General features: G+C 72.4%; 18 protein-coding genes. 14 read left to right on the top strand and 4 right to left on the bottom strand.

Going from position 1 to position 14,941, the window contains the following annotated elements:
• The first annotated feature begins 21 nt into the window (after nucleotides 1-21).
• On the top strand, nucleotides 22-1,170 hold the full coding sequence (hemW, locus tag HBH26_RS08430) for a radical SAM family heme chaperone HemW (RefSeq protein ID WP_168134145.1): 1,149 nt from the start codon (nucleotides 22-24) through the stop codon (nucleotides 1,168-1,170).
• Between the two features lie 53 nt (nucleotides 1,171-1,223).
• Here hemW and HBH26_RS08425 read toward each other — a convergent pair whose 3' ends face one another.
• A complete protein-coding gene (locus tag HBH26_RS08425; RefSeq protein WP_168134144.1) occupies nucleotides 1,224-2,432 on the bottom strand; it encodes a penicillin-binding protein activator in 1,209 nt (402 codons plus the stop codon).
• Here HBH26_RS08425 and rsmI point away from each other — a divergent pair.
• Complete coding sequence (gene rsmI, locus HBH26_RS08420; RefSeq protein WP_168134143.1) at nucleotides 2,431-3,288, top strand: 16S rRNA (cytidine(1402)-2'-O)-methyltransferase; 858 nt, start codon at nucleotides 2,431-2,433, stop codon at nucleotides 3,286-3,288. The genes HBH26_RS08425 and rsmI overlap by 2 nt on opposite strands.
• A gap of 25 nt (nucleotides 3,289-3,313) precedes the next feature.
• On the opposite strand, the gene HBH26_RS08415 is transcribed toward rsmI, so the two are convergent.
• Nucleotides 3,314-4,120 carry a hypothetical protein gene (locus HBH26_RS08415; RefSeq protein WP_168134142.1) on the bottom strand — a complete coding sequence of 269 codons (807 nt, stop codon included), beginning with the start codon at nucleotides 4,118-4,120 and terminating at the stop codon, nucleotides 3,314-3,316.
• 9 nt (nucleotides 4,121-4,129) lie between these two features.
• Here HBH26_RS08415 and HBH26_RS08410 point away from each other — a divergent pair, with 9 nt between their 5' ends.
• From HBH26_RS08410 to HBH26_RS08400, 3 genes are all read left to right on the top strand, one after another.
• Complete coding sequence (locus HBH26_RS08410) at nucleotides 4,130-4,495, top strand: YraN family protein (protein WP_168134141.1); 366 nt, start codon at nucleotides 4,130-4,132, stop codon at nucleotides 4,493-4,495.
• 148 nt (nucleotides 4,496-4,643) lie between these two features.
• On the top strand, nucleotides 4,644-5,603 hold the full coding sequence (gene gshB, locus HBH26_RS08405; protein ID WP_168134140.1) for a glutathione synthase: 960 nt from the start codon (nucleotides 4,644-4,646) through the stop codon (nucleotides 5,601-5,603).
• Nucleotides 5,604-5,622: 19 nt separating this feature from the next.
• Nucleotides 5,623-6,225: a DedA family protein gene (locus tag HBH26_RS08400; RefSeq protein WP_168134139.1), complete on the top strand. Its 603-nt coding sequence runs from the start codon at nucleotides 5,623-5,625 to the stop codon at nucleotides 6,223-6,225.
• A gap of 61 nt (nucleotides 6,226-6,286) precedes the next feature.
• On the opposite strand, the gene HBH26_RS08395 is transcribed toward HBH26_RS08400, so the two are convergent.
• Together HBH26_RS08395 and HBH26_RS08390 are read right to left on the bottom strand one after the other, a co-directional pair.
• Entirely contained in the window at nucleotides 6,287-7,165 is an 879-nt protein-coding gene (locus HBH26_RS08395) for a tyrosine-type recombinase/integrase (RefSeq protein ID WP_168134138.1), read from the bottom strand.
• 85 nt (nucleotides 7,166-7,250) lie between these two features.
• On the bottom strand, nucleotides 7,251-7,916 hold the full coding sequence (locus HBH26_RS08390; protein WP_168134137.1) for a DUF4197 family protein: 666 nt from the start codon (nucleotides 7,914-7,916) through the stop codon (nucleotides 7,251-7,253).
• 210 nt (nucleotides 7,917-8,126) lie between these two features.
• Between HBH26_RS08390 and HBH26_RS08385 the strand changes: the two genes are divergently transcribed.
• The 9 genes from HBH26_RS08385 to HBH26_RS08345 all read left to right on the top strand — a co-directional run bounded on the left by HBH26_RS08385 (nucleotide 8,127) and on the right by HBH26_RS08345 (nucleotide 14,775).
• Entirely contained in the window at nucleotides 8,127-10,295 is a 2,169-nt protein-coding gene (locus HBH26_RS08385) for a primosomal protein N' (protein WP_168134136.1), read from the top strand.
• Between the two features lie 127 nt (nucleotides 10,296-10,422).
• Nucleotides 10,423-10,587, top strand: coding sequence for a hypothetical protein (locus HBH26_RS08380; protein ID WP_168134135.1), 165 nt, complete (start codon nucleotides 10,423-10,425; stop codon nucleotides 10,585-10,587).
• Nucleotides 10,588-10,693: 106 nt separating this feature from the next.
• Nucleotides 10,694-11,005: a hypothetical protein gene (locus tag HBH26_RS08375; protein WP_338057306.1), complete on the top strand. Its 312-nt coding sequence runs from the start codon at nucleotides 10,694-10,696 to the stop codon at nucleotides 11,003-11,005.
• Nucleotides 11,006-11,031: 26 nt separating this feature from the next.
• Nucleotides 11,032-11,403, top strand: coding sequence for a CsbD family protein (locus tag HBH26_RS08370; protein ID WP_168134133.1), 372 nt, complete (start codon nucleotides 11,032-11,034; stop codon nucleotides 11,401-11,403).
• A 7-nt stretch (nucleotides 11,404-11,410) separates the two neighbouring features.
• Nucleotides 11,411-12,928 (top strand): PAS domain S-box protein, encoded by a 1,518-nt coding sequence (locus HBH26_RS08365; protein ID WP_168134266.1) that lies wholly within the window; start codon nucleotides 11,411-11,413, stop codon nucleotides 12,926-12,928.
• Nucleotides 12,925-13,095, top strand: coding sequence for a hypothetical protein (locus tag HBH26_RS08360; protein ID WP_168134132.1), 171 nt, complete (start codon nucleotides 12,925-12,927; stop codon nucleotides 13,093-13,095). Before HBH26_RS08365 ends, HBH26_RS08360 begins: the two co-directional genes overlap by 4 nt.
• A 2-nt stretch (nucleotides 13,096-13,097) precedes the next feature.
• Nucleotides 13,098-13,994, top strand: a complete 897-nt coding sequence (locus tag HBH26_RS08355) for a hypothetical protein (protein ID WP_168134131.1) — start codon at nucleotides 13,098-13,100, stop codon at nucleotides 13,992-13,994.
• 26 nt (nucleotides 13,995-14,020) lie between these two features.
• Nucleotides 14,021-14,164: an entericidin A/B family lipoprotein gene (locus HBH26_RS08350; RefSeq protein ID WP_168134130.1), complete on the top strand. Its 144-nt coding sequence runs from the start codon at nucleotides 14,021-14,023 to the stop codon at nucleotides 14,162-14,164.
• Nucleotides 14,165-14,172: 8 nt separating this feature from the next.
• Nucleotides 14,173-14,775 (top strand): opacity protein, encoded by a 603-nt coding sequence (locus tag HBH26_RS08345; RefSeq protein WP_168134129.1) that lies wholly within the window; start codon nucleotides 14,173-14,175, stop codon nucleotides 14,773-14,775.
• Nucleotides 14,776-14,941: the final 166 nt, after the last annotated feature.

The following is a 14,941-nucleotide window of genomic DNA, read 5'->3' as shown; positions in this document are numbered from 1 at the left end:
GCTGCCATATGCCCGTGCGCCATGGCGCCCGACAAGAGTCCTCCGCTGGCGCTTTACGTACATTGGCCGTTCTGCGTCAGCAAATGCCCGTATTGCGACTTCAACAGCCACGTCCGCGCGGAGGTGGACCAGGCGGCGTGGCGTGACGCGCTGCTCGCCGATCTCGCCCACGAGGCCGCGATGCTGCCGGGGCGGCGGCTCGGCTCGATCTTCTTCGGCGGCGGCACGCCCTCGCTGATGCCGCCGCAGACGGTGTCGGCAGTGATCGACGCCGCCACCGCCGCCTGGGCGCCCGATGCCGACGTGGAGATCACGCTGGAGGCGAACCCTTCGTCGGTCGAGGCGGCGCGCTTCGCCGATCTCGCCGCGGCGGGCGTCAACCGCGTGTCGCTGGGGGTACAGGCGCTGGACGAGGCGGCGCTGCGATTCCTCGGCCGCGCGCACGGCGTGGCGGAGGCGCTGGCGGCGCTCGACACCGCGCAGGCCTGTTTCGCGCGTGCCAGCTTCGACCTGATCTACGCCCGCCCTGGCCAGCCGCTGCGGGATTGGGAAGCGGAGCTCGCCCGCGCGCTGTCCTTCGGCACCGAGCACCTGTCGCTCTACCAGCTGACGATCGAGCCGGGCACGCGCTTCGCCACGGAGGCGGCGGCGGGGCGGCTGACGATACCCGACGGCGACGCCGCGGCGGACCTGTTCGAGGCGACCCGCGCGATCACCGCCGCGGCGGGGCTGCCCGCCTACGAGATATCGAACCACGCGCGTCCCGGCGCGGAGAGCCGCCACAACCTGGCCTACTGGCGCTACCGCGACTATGCCGGCATCGGCCCCGGCGCGCATGGGCGGCGCGACCGGCTGGCGACCTTCCGCCGCCGCAAGCCGGAGAACTGGCTGGCCGCCGTCACGCGCAACCGCCACGGCATCGAGCGCGAGGATCCGCTGGCACCGCAGGACCGCGCCGCCGAGGCGCTGCTGATGGGACTGCGCCTCAACGAGGGTGTGGACCTGTCGCGCATCGCCGCCCTGTCCGGCCTGCCGGTCGCGGCGATCGTGGACGAGGCGGCCATCGCCGCCCTACCGGGCCTGATCGCGCGCGACGGCGACCGTCTGGCGGTGACGGAGGCGGGGATGCTGCTGCTCGACGCGATCCTGCCGCGCGTGGTGCGCGGCTGAACCCCGCTCCGTTCGTGCTGAGCGAAATCGAAGCACGAACGGATATGGTGATCCTACCCGCCGAATCCGCTCGGCGCCGGTGACACCGTCACGATCGTGCCGTTGCGGATCTCCTGCACCTCCAGCGCCCGCTCCGCCACGCCGTCGCGGCCGAAGCGGAAGGCGCCGTCGATGCCGGCGAAACCGTCCGCGTCGCGCAGCCGCGCCTCCGGAAAGGGCGTGCCGACGCGCCAGTCGCGCGCGATGCGGACGACCAGCAGCACCGAATCGTAGCCGAGACTCGACAGCCGGTAGGGATCGTTGCCGAAACGCGCGCGATATTTGGCGGCATATTGGCGATACAGCGTGTCGGAGACGCTGGCGAACCACGCGCCCGACAGCGCCGCCCTTGCGGCGAGCCCGTTCTCCGTATTCCAGAACTCCGTGCCCAGGATCTGTACCGAGGGGCTCGACCGGCGCAGCAGCGGCGCCGCCACCGCGGCCTGCGCCCCCCCGTCGGCGACCAGCACCGCGCCATAGGGGGCGTCCTTCGCCATGCGCGTCACCGCGGCGGCGATGGCGGTCGGCGCGCGGTCGTAGGTCTGCAACGAGACGACGCGACCGCCCGCCTGCTCCACCGCGCGCAGGAACGCGGTGGACGCACGTGTGCCGTACAGCGCGTTGGGCACCAGCCCGCCGAACGTGGTGACGCCGCGCCCCTGCGCGTAGCGGACGACGCGGTCGATCGCCTGCTGCGGCGCGTAGCCGAGGATGTAGGTGCCGTTCCCCGCCACGCCCACGTCGTTGGAGAAGGCGAGGACCGGCACCTTCGCCGCCTTCGCGATCGGCGCCACCGCGCGCGCGTCGTCCGCCAGCAGCGGGCCGAGGATCAGCTGCGCGCCGTCGGCAACCGCCCGCCGGGCAGCCGCGGCAGCGCCGCCCGCCGCGGTATCGTAGTTGGTAACGCGCACCTGCTGGTTGCGCGTGTCGAGCAGCGCGAGTTGCGTCGCATCGGCGATGCTGCGCCCCAGCCCCACGCTGGCGTCTCGCCCCGTCAGCGGCACCAGCAGCGCGACGCGGTGGCGCGACGCGTCCTGCGGCAGTCCCTGCGCCACCGCGGTGTCGTCGACGCGCGGGGCGGTCGGCACCGGGCCGGCGGCGGGCGCCGGCGCGGGCGCGCGCGGCACCACCGCGGAACAGGCCGCCAGCGCCAGCGCCATCGCCAGTGCCGCCGCCCGCGTGATGATGCTGCCCCGTTGCCGGGTCGCCCTCGCGTCTGCCATGAGATCTCCCGTGAACGCTTCCAACGCCTTGTCCCCCGGCCTCTACATCGTCGCGACACCGATCGGCAATCTCGGCGACCTGTCGCCGCGCGCCGCGGACATCCTGTCCCGCGCGGACGTGATCGCGGCGGAGGACACGCGCGTCACCGCCGGCCTGCTCCGCCACCTGAACGTGAAGCGGCCGATGACCCCCTATCACGACCACAATGCGGAAGGGGCGCGCCCCGCGCTGGTGGCGCGCATGGCCGGCGAGGCGGTGGCACTCGTCTCCGACGCGGGCACGCCGCTGATCTCCGATCCCGGGTTCAAGCTGGTGCGCGACGCGCGGGCGGCTGGCCATGCGGTCGTGACGATCCCCGGCCCGTGTGCCGCGGTGGCGGCGCTGACGCTGGCGGGGCTGCCGACCGACCGCTTCCTCTTTCTCGGCTTCCTGCCGTCGAAGGAGAAGGCGCGGGCGGAGGCGATCGCCGAGGTGGCGGCGCTGCGCGCGACGCTGGTGCTCTACGAGAGCGGTCCGCGCCTAGGCGCCTGCCTCGCCGCGCTGGCCGAGGGGCTGGGCGATCGCGACGCCGCAGTGACGCGCGAGATCACGAAGCGGTTCGAGGAGGCGGTGACGGGCACGCTGTCGACGCTTGCCGCGCGCTACGCCGAGGCGCCGCCCAAGGGCGAGATCGTCGTCGTCGTCGCCCCGCCGCTGCCGCCCGCCGCGGCGAGCGAGGCGGATGCCGACGCCGCGCTGGCCGAGGCGCTCACCCGCCTCCCCGCCTCCAAGGCCGCGGGCGAGGTGGCCAGGGCGCTCGGCCTCGACCGCCGCGCGCTCTACGCCCGCGCGATGGAGCTGAAGGGAGAAGGCTGAATGCCACCATCCGTCATGCCGGGCATCATCGCAGATCGTAATCGATCCGGATCCGCACCCACTCGCCGTAGCGCAGCTCGCCGCCGAGCCGCGGCGGACGCACCTTGAACTGCCACGCGGCCGCCAGCACCGACCGCGCGATGTTCGATCCGGCGGGCGATTCGTCCAGCTTCACGCAATCCTCCACCCGCCACTCGCGCACCGTGCGGCACGCGATCAGCGCCCAGCCCGGCCCCTGCGCAGTGGAGAGATAGCCGCGCAGCTCCTCCGGGTACGGCTCGCGATACCAGGCGGCGGCGTAAAGCGGCTCGCCGTTGGGGCCGCTGCCCGACACCCGCGGCGTATCGGCGAAGGCGCTGCCGCCGCCGACGTTGGGCGGCCCCGCGACGCCGCGCCGCGGCACCGCAGGGGCGGGCGCAGGGGGCGCGGGCGGGGTGATGTCCGCCTGCGCCATCTGCGCGGGCGAGAGCGGGACGATCGGCACCGGCACCGGCGGAGCGATCGGCGCGGGAACCGGAGGTGCCGGCGGCACGGGTGCCTCCACCGGCCGCTCGGTCTGCGCCACCGCGGGCTCGTCCGCCTCGGGCGTCTTCTCCTGCTCGGGCACGGCCGGCTCGTCGGTCATGCTGAACGTCGTGCGCCGCTCGCGCCGCGGCTCAGGCACGCCCGGCGCGAGCGTCAGCAGCAGCAGCACCAGCAGCAGTTCTGCCAGAAGCGCCGCACCGATGCCGACGAGCCGGCGCGGTGTGGCGGCACGCCAGCGGGCAAGGCGGGAAGCGAGCGACGCGGGAAGCACGCGCGCGCCCTTGCACCCTTCGCCGCCGCGCGCCACCCTTCTGCGATGCCCCGCCCCACCCGCGACCGTCGACTGGCCGAGGCCGCGGGCCGTCGCGGCGAGCGGATGGCGGCGTGGTGGCTGCGGCTGAAGGGCTGGCGCATCCTCGACCGCCGCGTGCGGACCAAGGCGGGGGAGGTGGACCTGATCGCGCATCGTGCCGGCCTGGTGGCGTTCGTTGAAGTAAAGACGCGCCGCACCGGTGCCGAGCTGGACATGGCGATCGACCAGCGCCGCCTCTCTCGCGTCGCCGCCGCGGCGGAGGTGCTGATGGAGCGCTACGCCACCGCGGGCGAGGACATCCGCGTCGACGTGATCCTGTTCGCGCCGGGCGAGCCGATCCGCCATATCGAGAATGCGTGGATCGGGTGACAATCGCGTCCCGTCCGCCTATCGCCCCTCCGTTCGTCCTGAGTAGCCGCTGAGCAACGTCGAAGCGGCGTCTCGAAGGATGCTGCCGGTGGTTCGAGACGGGGCTTCGACAAGCTCGGCCCCTCCTCACCACGAACGGAGTTGCGGTATGACACTGACCGTCGCGGTACAGATGGATCCCCTCGCCTCGATCAACATCGCGGGCGATTCCACCTTCGCGCTGATGCTGTCGGCGCAGGCGCGCGGACACCGGCTGTTCCACTATGGCGCGGAGGACCTCAACTGGTCCGACGGCCGCCTCTGGGCACGCGCGCATCCGGTGACGGTGCAGCGGGTCGAGGGCCAACATTACCGCTTCGGCGAGCCGGTCAGCCTCGACCTCGGCGCGGAGGCGGACGTCGTGCTGATGCGGCAGGATCCCCCCTTCGACCTCGGCTACATCACCGCGACCCACCTGCTGGAGCGGATCGCCGACCGCACGCTGGTGGTCAACGATCCGAAGAGCGTGCGCGACGCGCCGGAGAAGGTGTGGGTGCTCGACTTCGCGCGCTTCATGCCGCCGACCCTCGTCACCCGCTCGCTGGAAGAGGCGCGCGCCTTCCTGAAGCGGCACGGCGCCATCGTCGTGAAGCCGCTCCACGGCAACGGCGGCAAGGCGATCTTCCGCGTGGGGGAGGACGGCGCGAACCTTTCCTCGCTGATCGAGGTCTTCAACATGACCTGGCGCGAGCCGCACATGATCCAGGCGTTCCTGCCGGACGTGGCGAAGGGCGACAAGCGCATCGTGCTGGTCGACGGCGAGGTCGCCGGCGCGATCAACCGCCTGCCGGGGGAGGGCGAGATCCGCTCCAACCTGGCCGTCGGCGGTTCGGCGCAGAAGACGCAGCTGACGCCCAAGGAGCGCGAGATCTGCGCCGCGCTGGCGCCGGAGCTGAAGCGCCGCGGCCTCGTTTTCGTGGGCATCGACGTGATCGGCGGCGAGTGGCTGACCGAGATCAACGTCACGTCGCCGACCGGCATCGTCGCGATCGAGAAGTTCGACGGCACCGACGTTGCCGGGCTGATCTGGGATGCGATCGAGCGGCGGCATCAGGAACGCACCGCCTGATCCGCCGGTTGGGCGCGACATGACGGAGTTCATCCTCGATTGGATCGCGCGCGGCGGCTATCTCGGCATCTTCGTGCTGATGGCGCTGGAGAACGTCTTCCCGCCGATCCCGTCGGAGGTCATCATGGGCTTCGGCGGCATCGCCGCGGCGCGCGGGCAGATGGCGATGGTGCCGCTGGTGCTGTGGGGCACCGCGGGCACGACGGCGGGCAACGTCTTCTGGTACGTCGTCGGGCGCCGGCTGGGCTACGAGCGCTTCCGCCCCTTCGTCGAGAAGCACGGCCGCTGGCTGACGATGGAGTGGGAGGACGTGGAGCACGTCCAGCACTTCTTTCACCGGCACGGCGGCTGGATGGTCTTCGTCTTCCGCTTCCTGCCCACCTTCCGCACGATGATCTCGCTGCCTGCGGGCATGGCGGCGATGCCGGTGTGGAAGTTCCTGCTGTGGACCTTCGCGGGGAGCCTGATCTGGAACGGCTTCCTCGCCGGGGCGGGATACGTGCTCGGCTCGCGTTTCTCGCAGCTGGAGCAATATCTCGGGCCGCTGGGCATCGGCGTGACGGTGCTGGCGCTCGGCATCTGGTTGTACCGTGTCGCGACATGGAAGCCTCGGGAGAGGTAGGAGGGCCTTCCATACTCCGTTCGCGCCGGGCCGTTCGACTTGGCTCGGGCCGAGCAACGATCTACGCCCGCGGGTGCGCGGCGCGGTACACGTCCATCAGATGCGCCGCATCGACCGCGGTATAGACCTGAGTCGAGCTGAGGCTGGCGTGGCCGAGCAGTTCCTGCAGCTGCCTCAAGTCCGCACCCCGACCCAGCAGGTGCGTCGCGAAGCTGTGGCGCAGCGCGTGCGGCGTGGTGCGCTCGCCCAGCCCCAGCGTGGCGCGCGCTGCCTGCACCTTCACGCGCACGATGCCCGGCGACAGCGGCCCGCCCTTCGCGCCGCGGAACAGCGCGGCGTCGCGCCGGACCGGCCAGGGCGACGCGGCGACATAGGCCATGATCGCGTCGCGCACGGCGGGCAGCAGCGGCACGATCCGCGTCTTCGCGCGCTTGCCCGTCACCGCCAGCGTCTCGCCCAGCGGCAGCACCGCGCCGGTCAGCGACAGCGCCTCCCCGATGCGAAGGCCAGCGCCGTAGAGCAGCAGCAGCACCGCCCAGTCGCGCGCGCCGATCCACGGCTCCGCCGCCTCCTCCGCCACGTGCCGGCCCAGCGCGACCGCCTCGTGCGGGGCGATCGGCCGCGGCACGCCCTTCTTCACGCGCGGCGCCTTCGTCCGCGGCGCCGCGGCCCCGGCCCAGGCGAGAAAGGCGCGCACCGCCGACAGCTCGCGCGCGGCGGAGGCGTTCGACAGCCCCTCGGCCCGCCGCTGCGCCAGAAACGCGCGCAGGTCCGTCGCCGCGACCCGCGCCAGCGCCGCGCGATCCACCTCGCCGCCCCAGTGCCGCTGGAGGAAGCCGATCCACCGCTCCGCTCCGGCACGATAAGCGCGCGCCGTATGCTCCGACCGGCGTCGATCGCGGAGCAGGTGTTGCGCGAAATCGTGGGCGAGCGGGGTCACGCCGCTATCCTAGTCCACCGCTCGCTTCGAGCGAAGTCGAGAAGCGGCGCAGGCGCGAGGAGCTTACCCGCGAACGGCGGCGGGACTACAATTGCCCGGTCAGCAGCGCCTCGACCAGCCCGTCGCGCGCCGAGCGGGGGTCGCGTCGGATCGCCGCCTCCTCGCGCCCGATCGCGCCGAACAGCGCGCGCGAGGCCTGTACCGCCACGGTGCGCTGGATCGCCACCACGTTCACCCCCGTCGCCGCGCCCAGCACCGGGCCGAGCACGCCGTCGCCGTCGAAGCTGCCCAGCACGTCCGCCACCCCCGGCAGCATCGCGTCGACGATGCCGGTACCGATGCTACGCTGGAGATAGTCGGTCGCCGACGTGGGACCGCCCCGCGCGATGCCGATCGCGTCGGCGAAGGTGAGGCGGCGGATCGCGTCGAAGATCGCGGGCGCGGCGCGGTCCGCGGCCTCGCCCGCGGCGCGGTTCACCAGCAGCGACACCTGCTCCTGCACCGGGCGCGAGCGCAGCAGTGCCGAGAGCACCGCTCCCTCGCGCCCGCTACCGGCGAGTTCCGTCGGGATCGCGAGCCGGGTGGCGGGGTCCGTCGCGAACCGTTCCACCGCGCGACCGGTGGAAATCTCCAGCAGCCGCTGCAACGCCTCTTGCGCGCCGCCGCGCAGGCCCGTGGTGGCACAGCCGGGCAGCAGCGCGGCCGACGCGCCGAGCGCGCCGATCAGCAGGTGGCGGCGGGTGGGGACCATCAGCTCTACTCCTTCATGCGAAGACGTGTGCAGCCTTGGCAAACGCGGGACAACCGGGGCTGAACGATTCCACCGTTCCCGTGGAGGCGGAAACGCAGCGATGCGAGTACCGGAGCCTGCGATCGGCACTCCTGGGCTCCCGCCTCCGCGGGATCACGGAACGACGCCCCACTGGCACCCGAGTCGCGCAGGCGCCATATGCGCAGCCGCATGTCCCGCGCCCGCGTCCTCGTCCTCAACTCCGCGCTCGGTCCGCTCGACTATCGCGTGCCGCACGGGATGCACGTCGAGCCCGGCTCGATCGTCGTCGCGCCGCTGGGGCCGCGCCAGCTGACCGGCGTCGCGTGGGAAGCGGAGCGAATGCCGTCCGATGCGGAGGTGGGCGACAACCGCCTGCGCAATCTCCTCGCCGTCGCCGACGCGCCGCCGCTCGCCGCGCCGCTGCGGCGGCTGGTGGAATGGACCGCGGACTATTACCTCGCGCCGCCCGCCGCGGTGGTGCGGATGGCGCTGTCCTCCACCTCCGCGCTGGAGGGTTCGCGCACGGCCGTCGAATATCGCGCCACCGGCCACGTCCCCGACCGGCTGACACCGCAGCGGGCGCAGGCGCTGGAGCGGATCGGCGACCGCCAGGGCTTGATCCGCGAACTCGCCACCATCGCCGACGTGAGCGACGCGGTGATTCGCGGCCTGGTGAAGGCCGGTGCGATCGAGGGGGTGGAGGTTGACATCGACAGTCCCTTTCCCGTGCCCGACGCGGACCACGCCCCGCCCGCGCTGTCCGACGACCAGCGCGCCGCGGCGGACACGCTGGTGGCGGGCGTGCGCGCCGATGCCTTCGCGCCGACCCTGCTCGACGGCGTCACCGGATCGGGCAAGACCGAGGTCTATTTCGAGGCGGTGGCCGAGGCGATCCGCGCGGGGCGGCAGGTGCTGGTCCTGCTGCCCGAGATCGCACTGACCGAGCCGTTCCTGAAGCGCTTCCACGACCGCTTCGGCTGCGAGCCGGTGGCGTGGCATTCCGGCCTGCGATCGACCCAGCGACGCCGCGCCTGGCGCGCGATCTCGACGGGCGAGGCACGCGTGACGGTGGGCGCGCGATCGGCCCTGTTCCTGCCCTACGCCCGGCTTGGCCTCCTCGTCGTCGACGAGGCGCACGAGACCAGCTTCAAGCAGGAGGACGGCGTCCACTATCACGCCCGCGACGTGGCGGTGATGCGCGCCAAGTTCGAAGGCTGCCCGGTGATCCTCGCCAGCGCCACCCCCGCGATCGAGACGCGGCATCAGGTCGCGCTCGGCACCTATGCCGAAGTGAAGCTGCCCGCGCGCTTCGGCGCGGCGCAGATGCCGACGATCGAGGCGATCGACCTGATCGCCGAGCCGCCGGAGCGCGGTCGGTGGCTGAGCGGTCGGCTGGTCGGTGGCATCGCGGAGCGGCTGGAGAAAGGCGAGCAGTCGCTGTTGTTCCTCAACCGTCGCGGCTACGCGCCGCTCACGTTGTGCCGCACCTGCGGCCACCGCTTCCAATGCCCCAATTGCACAGCCTGGATGGTGGAGCACCGGCTGACCCGCCGCCTCGCCTGCCATCATTGCGGCCATGTCGAGCCCGTTCCGCGGCTGTGCCCGGAGTGCAAGGAGGAGGACACCTTGGTGGCCTGCGGCCCCGGCGTGGAGCGGATCGCCGACGAGGTGGCCGCGCTGTTTCCAGAGGCGAAAACCGCCGTGGTCACGTCGGACACGATCTGGTCGCCGGCGAAGGCGGCGGAGTTCGTCGGGCGGATGGAGGCGGGCGACATCGACATCGTCGTCGGCACGCAATTGGTGACCAAGGGCTATCACTTCCCGAACCTGACGCTGGTCGGCGTGGTCGACGCGGACCTGGGCCTCGACGGCGGCGACCTGCGCGCGGCGGAGCGGACCTTCCAGCAGATCCGCCAGGTATCGGGCCGTGCCGGGCGAGGCGAGAAGCCCGGCCACGTCTTCATCCAGACCCACGCGCCCAAGGCCGGCGTCATGCAGGCGCTGGTGACGGGCGACGCCGAGGCCTTCTATGCCGCGGAGACGGAGGCGCGGGCCGAGGCGGGCGCGCCGCCGTTCGGTCGCTACGCCGCGATCGTGGTCAGCTCGGAGGATCAGGCCGCGGCGATGGAGACCGCGCGGCTCGTCGGGCGCGCCGCGCCGGAGGTGGAAGGGATGCACGTCTACGGCCCCGCCCCTGCCCCGCTCGCCATGCTGCGCGGGCGTCACCGCTACCGCCTGCTGGTCCACGCCCGCCGCGCGCTGGACGTGCAGGACGTGATCCGCGCGTGGCTGGGCGCGCTCGACTGGCCGGCGAAGGTGCGCGTGGCAGTGGACGTCGATCCGTACAGCTTCCTGTAGCGGCGACGGTCGCCGGCACGGGCCGTAGTAGAACGGGCCTGCCCACTGGTCCTTCTGCGCTATTCCCAGCGACGGCGGCACGCTCCTACGAGGGCAATCCGACATGCCCGAGCGGAAGAGAGTGCCGATGAGCCGCGAGACGAGTGCCGAGCGCGACTATCTGCTGAGACGCGCGAGCGAACATCGCGACCAGGCCGCGGCTGCCGACACCGTCGAGCACCAGGCGCTGCATCGACGGTTCGCCGCGCTCTATCAGGCGCGGGCCGACGAACTTGGGGTGCAGGAACACTAGGCGACCCCTGCAAACCTACCAGGAACACAGGTTTGTAACATGGGTTGATGCGGCCGAACCGGTCGCATGCCGCGATCGGCGGGTTCGGAGAAGCCGATTGCAGCGCGTGTTCCCCGTCACTGTCCTCGCGGCCCTGCTCGCATCCTGCGCGTCGCCCTCGACCCGCATCGCAAGCGGGCTGGAGCGGTACGGCTTCGATCCCGCGCGGTCGGCCTGCGTCGGCGACCGGCTGGAGCGGCGATTGTCGCTCGGCCAGCTGCAGCAGCTGGGCCGCGCCGCGGCGGCCTACGGCCGCGACGATCCCGACCCGCGACGGCTGGATGCCGGAGACCTACTGCGCGTCGCCGGCGAGATCAAGGATCCGGCGGTCGCGCTGGAGGTCGGCAAGGCACTGGCCGGCTGCACCGCTTCGGCCTGATCCGCAACCTTCTTTGGAGTAGCAACGTGAACAAGCACGAAGTGCGCGGTGGCGCGCGGTATCTCGGTGGCAAGGTGGAGAAGGCGATCGGCGACGCGGTCGACAGCCGCGACTGGCAGATCACCGGAGTCGCCGACCAGGTGTCGGGCGCCGCGGAGAATATGTTCGGCCGAGCCCAGTCCGTGGCCGGCGACGTCGCCGACGCGGCGCCCGGGTTGATCGACGAGGCACGCGAGCGGTTGGACGCCGTGTCGCAACACGCCGCGGCGGCGGCGCGGCGCGGGTCCGACGCGGTGGCGCGATCGATGCGCGGCGGCGACGGGCGCCTGCTGGTGGCCGCCGCGGCGGCGGCGGGCGGCTATCTCGCCGGCTGGCTGATCCACCGACGGGCCGCCTGAGACGGACCTGCTCGTGTCCCCGCCGCTCAAGACCCTGCGCGAGACCGCCGACCTGCGCCACCTGCGCCAGATCGTCGCCGGCCTGGACGAGGGCGTGATCCTGATCGATCCGGACGAGACGCTGCTGTGGGCGAACGACGCCGCGCTGGCGATGCACGGCGTGGCGCGGCTGGAGGAGTTGGGCCGCACCGTCGACGAATATCGCGCCCGCTTCCAGCTGCGCTACCGCAACAACCATCGGCTGGAGGCCGACGATTACCCGATCGAACGGGTGGTCGCGGGCGATTCCTTCTCCGAAGTGGTGGTCGAGGTGACCGTCGCGGGCGAGGAGCATCCGCGCTGGGTGCATCAGGTCCGCAGCCTGGTGCTGAACGACAGCGACGAGGGCGCGCCCTCGTGCGTGGTGCTGGTGGTGCAGGACGTGACGGCGCGATTCGAGGCGGAGGACCGGTTCGAACAGTCGTTCAACGCCAATCCCGCCCCCGCGGTGATCTGCCGCCTGGCCGACCTGCGCTACGTCAAGGTCAACCAGGGCTTCCTAGAGATGACAGGGCATCTGCGCGAGCAGGTGTTGTGCAAGACCGTCTACGACATCGACGTGCTGCGCGAGGGGGAGAAGCGGGAGCTGGCGAAGGAGCGGCTGGCCGAGGGGCGGACGATCCCGCAGATGGAAGCCGAGCTGGAACTGCCGGGCGGCGGCGCCAAGCTGGTGATCGTCGCGGGGCAGCCGATCGACATGGGCGGCGAGCCCTGCATGCTGTTCACCTTCGCCGATCTGGAACCGCGCCGGAAGGCGGAGGCGGCGCTGCGCCACAGCGAGGAACGCTTCACCCGCACCTTTCAGATGGCGCCCGTCCCAATGGCGATCGGCGCGCGCGATGGGCACCTGCTGTGCGAGGTGAACGACAGCTTCACCGCGCTGACCGGCTATGGCGCGCCGGAGATCATCGGCCGCTCGCTGGCGGACGTGCGCCTGTGGGCGAGCGACGAGGTGCGCGCCGACATCGAGGGCGCGATCGAGGGCGGGCACGACCTGCGCGGACACGAGGCGCGGATCGGCGCGCGGGACGGCCATCGCATCGACTGCCTGGTCTCCACCGAGGCGATCACGCTGGGCGGCGATGCCTGCGTGCTGTGGGCATTTCAGGACATCACCCAGCGCAAGGCGACCGAGCTGGAACTGGTCGAGGCGATCGAGGCGGTGATGAAGGACACCAGCTGGTTCAGCCGTTCGATCATGGACAAGCTGGCCCGGCTGCGCGCGCCGCAGGCGGACGAGGACGGCGCGAGCCTGGACGACCTGACCGCGCGCGAGCGCGAGGTGCTGGCGCTGATCTGCCAGGGCAAGGACGACAAGAGCATCGCGCGCGCGCTGGGCGTGGCGGGCAACACCGTGCGCAACCACGTGGCGCGCATCTACGCGAAGATCGGCGTGAACCGGCGCACCGCCGCCGCCGCCTGGGCCCGCGCCCGCGGGTTCGAGAGCGGCGCGGTGGCCGTGCGCCCGCGGGAGGACCGGCGATGAAGGAGGGCGACACGACCAAGCGGGAAGCTCGGGTGCGCGGCGCCAAGGGCGCGGCGCAGGCGGCGATCGGCAAGCTGATCGGCGATGACGCGCAGATCGCCAAGGGTCGCGACGAACAGGCGGCCGCCGGCAAGGCGGCCCGCAGGACCAACAAGGAACAGGAGTGAACATGGCAACCAACCTAGCGGACGGCACGATGGCAGTGCCGCACGGCGGCGTCGCCCCGGCGGGGATCGTCGCCGCGGGCCGGCGCGTGTCGTGGGGCGCGATCTTCGCCGGCGTCGTGATCGCCGTCGCGGTGCAGCTGCTGCTCGGCATCCTGGGAACCGGCATCGGACTGTCGATGGTCGATCCCGTCGAGGGCACGACGCCGGGCGCCACCGGGTTCGGGATCGGCGCGGGCATCTACTGGCTGCTCACCACGGTGATCGCGCTGGGCGCCGGGGGTTATGCCGCAGCCCGCGCGTCGGGCATCACCGACCGGTTCGACGCGCTGGTCCACGGCCTGGTCGTGTGGGGCGTCACGCTGATCCTGACGCTGTACCTGCTGACCTCGGCGGTCGGCGGTATCATCGGCGGCGCGTTCCGCACGGTGGGGGCGGTCGCTTCCGCCGCCGGCTCCACCGTGGGCGCGGCCGCGCCGAAGGTCGCCAGCATCGCCGGCGTGGACGAGGGCGACGTGCGGCAGGAGGCCGCGCGCTACCTGTCCGACGCGCCCGCCGATCCGGCGCGGATGACGCCCGAGCAGGCGCAGGCGGAGATCGCGCGACAGCTGCCCGCGCTGGCCGGTGGCGGGGCAGGCGGTGCCCGCGCGGAGAATCGCATCGTCGATGTCGTCGCGGCGCAGCGCCGCATCCCGCGCGACCAGGCGCAGGCGCAGGTCGCCCGGGCCAAGGCCGACGTCGTGAAGGCGAAGGACGATGCGGTGAACACCGCCAGGTCGGCGACCGACGCCGCCGCCGGTGCCGCCGCCAGCACCTCGTTCGTCCTCGTCTTGGCGCTGCTCGCCGGCGCGGGCGCGGCCGCCTTCGGCGCGACCGCCGCCGCGCGCCGCCGCCTGCGCTGACCCGACCGATCGATAGGAGACCTGTGATGAAGACGACCTTCGCTCTCACCGCCGCGCTCGCCGCCGCCCTGGCGCTTGCCGCCTGCAACACCGTCAACGGAGCGGGCAAGGACCTGAAGTCCGCCGGCGGCGCCGTTTCCGACGCCTCGGGCAAGGACGGCCAGAAGTGATGGATCGCATGAAGACGCTCGCTACCGTGGCGCTCGCCGCCACCTTTGCCGCCGCCTCTCCCGCGACGGCCCAGGACGCCGCCGCCACCGACGCCAGTGCCACCGCACCGGACGGCACCCGCGCGTTCGGCATCGAACCCTATGTCGCGGTGCGCGGCGGCTGGGAGCAGTTCGACGCGGAGGCCAACGATGCGGGCATCGCTGGCGGCACGCGGCAGAACAAGCTGAACGGGTCCATCGTCGAGGGTCTGGTCGGCGTGAACGTGCCGCTGGGCGCCTTCTTCGTCGGTGGGGAAGGCAACGTCGCGAAGGGCGTGTCGGGCGACATCGACTGGCAGTACGGCGCCGCCGGCCGCTTCGGCCTGCGCGCGGGCGAGAGCGGGCTGTTCTACGGCAAGGTCGGCTACCAGTGGGTCAACTTCGCCAAGCGCGCCGACACGCGCCGCGACTATCACGACATGACCTACGGCGTGGGTTTCGAAGTCGGCCCCAGGGACATCGGTCTCGGCGGCATCACCGGCAATTCGGGTCTGCGCCTGCGCGGCGAGGTCCAGAGCCTGGGCTGGGTGAACAGCTTCCGTCCCACGTTGGGCATCGTCGCCCACTTCTGATCTCGAGACGGGTCATGCCCCGCGCGCCGGCCGTTGCCGGCCGCGGCATGATCCACCGGGTGACGCCGCGGGAAAGGGCGCGGCGTCACCCGGCTTGCGTTCACCGCACCACCGGGACCGGCGATTGACAGCGTCGCCGGAAGGTGGCTGATACGTGCCATGGGGA

This window comes from Sphingomonas corticis (assembly GCF_012035195.1).
Classification (GTDB): domain Bacteria; phylum Pseudomonadota; class Alphaproteobacteria; order Sphingomonadales; family Sphingomonadaceae; genus Sphingomonas; species Sphingomonas corticis.
Note: the sequence above shows the minus strand (reverse complement) of the source record. Positions and strands in the feature narration are given on the sequence as shown.

Coding starts and splice junctions, on each gene's coding strand:
- hemW (WP_168134145.1), top strand. CDS start 22: ATGGCGCCCGACAAGAGTCCTCCGCTGGCGCTTTACGTACATTGGCCG.
- rsmI (WP_168134143.1), top strand. CDS start 2,431: ATGAGATCTCCCGTGAACGCTTCCAACGCCTTGTCCCCCGGCCTCTAC.
- HBH26_RS08425 (WP_168134144.1), bottom strand. CDS start 2,432: ATGGCAGACGCGAGGGCGACCCGGCAACGGGGCAGCATCATCACGCGG.
- HBH26_RS08410 (WP_168134141.1), top strand. CDS start 4,130: ATGCCCCGCCCCACCCGCGACCGTCGACTGGCCGAGGCCGCGGGCCGT.
- gshB (WP_168134140.1), top strand. CDS start 4,644: ATGACACTGACCGTCGCGGTACAGATGGATCCCCTCGCCTCGATCAAC.
- HBH26_RS08400 (WP_168134139.1), top strand. CDS start 5,623: ATGACGGAGTTCATCCTCGATTGGATCGCGCGCGGCGGCTATCTCGGC.
- HBH26_RS08390 (WP_168134137.1), bottom strand. CDS start 7,916: ATGGTCCCCACCCGCCGCCACCTGCTGATCGGCGCGCTCGGCGCGTCG.
- HBH26_RS08385 (WP_168134136.1), top strand. CDS start 8,127: ATGTCCCGCGCCCGCGTCCTCGTCCTCAACTCCGCGCTCGGTCCGCTC.
- HBH26_RS08380 (WP_168134135.1), top strand. CDS start 10,423: ATGAGCCGCGAGACGAGTGCCGAGCGCGACTATCTGCTGAGACGCGCG.
- HBH26_RS08360 (WP_168134132.1), top strand. CDS start 12,925: ATGAAGGAGGGCGACACGACCAAGCGGGAAGCTCGGGTGCGCGGCGCC.
- HBH26_RS08355 (WP_168134131.1), top strand. CDS start 13,098: ATGGCAACCAACCTAGCGGACGGCACGATGGCAGTGCCGCACGGCGGC.
- HBH26_RS08350 (WP_168134130.1), top strand. CDS start 14,021: ATGAAGACGACCTTCGCTCTCACCGCCGCGCTCGCCGCCGCCCTGGCG.
- HBH26_RS08345 (WP_168134129.1), top strand. CDS start 14,173: ATGAAGACGCTCGCTACCGTGGCGCTCGCCGCCACCTTTGCCGCCGCC.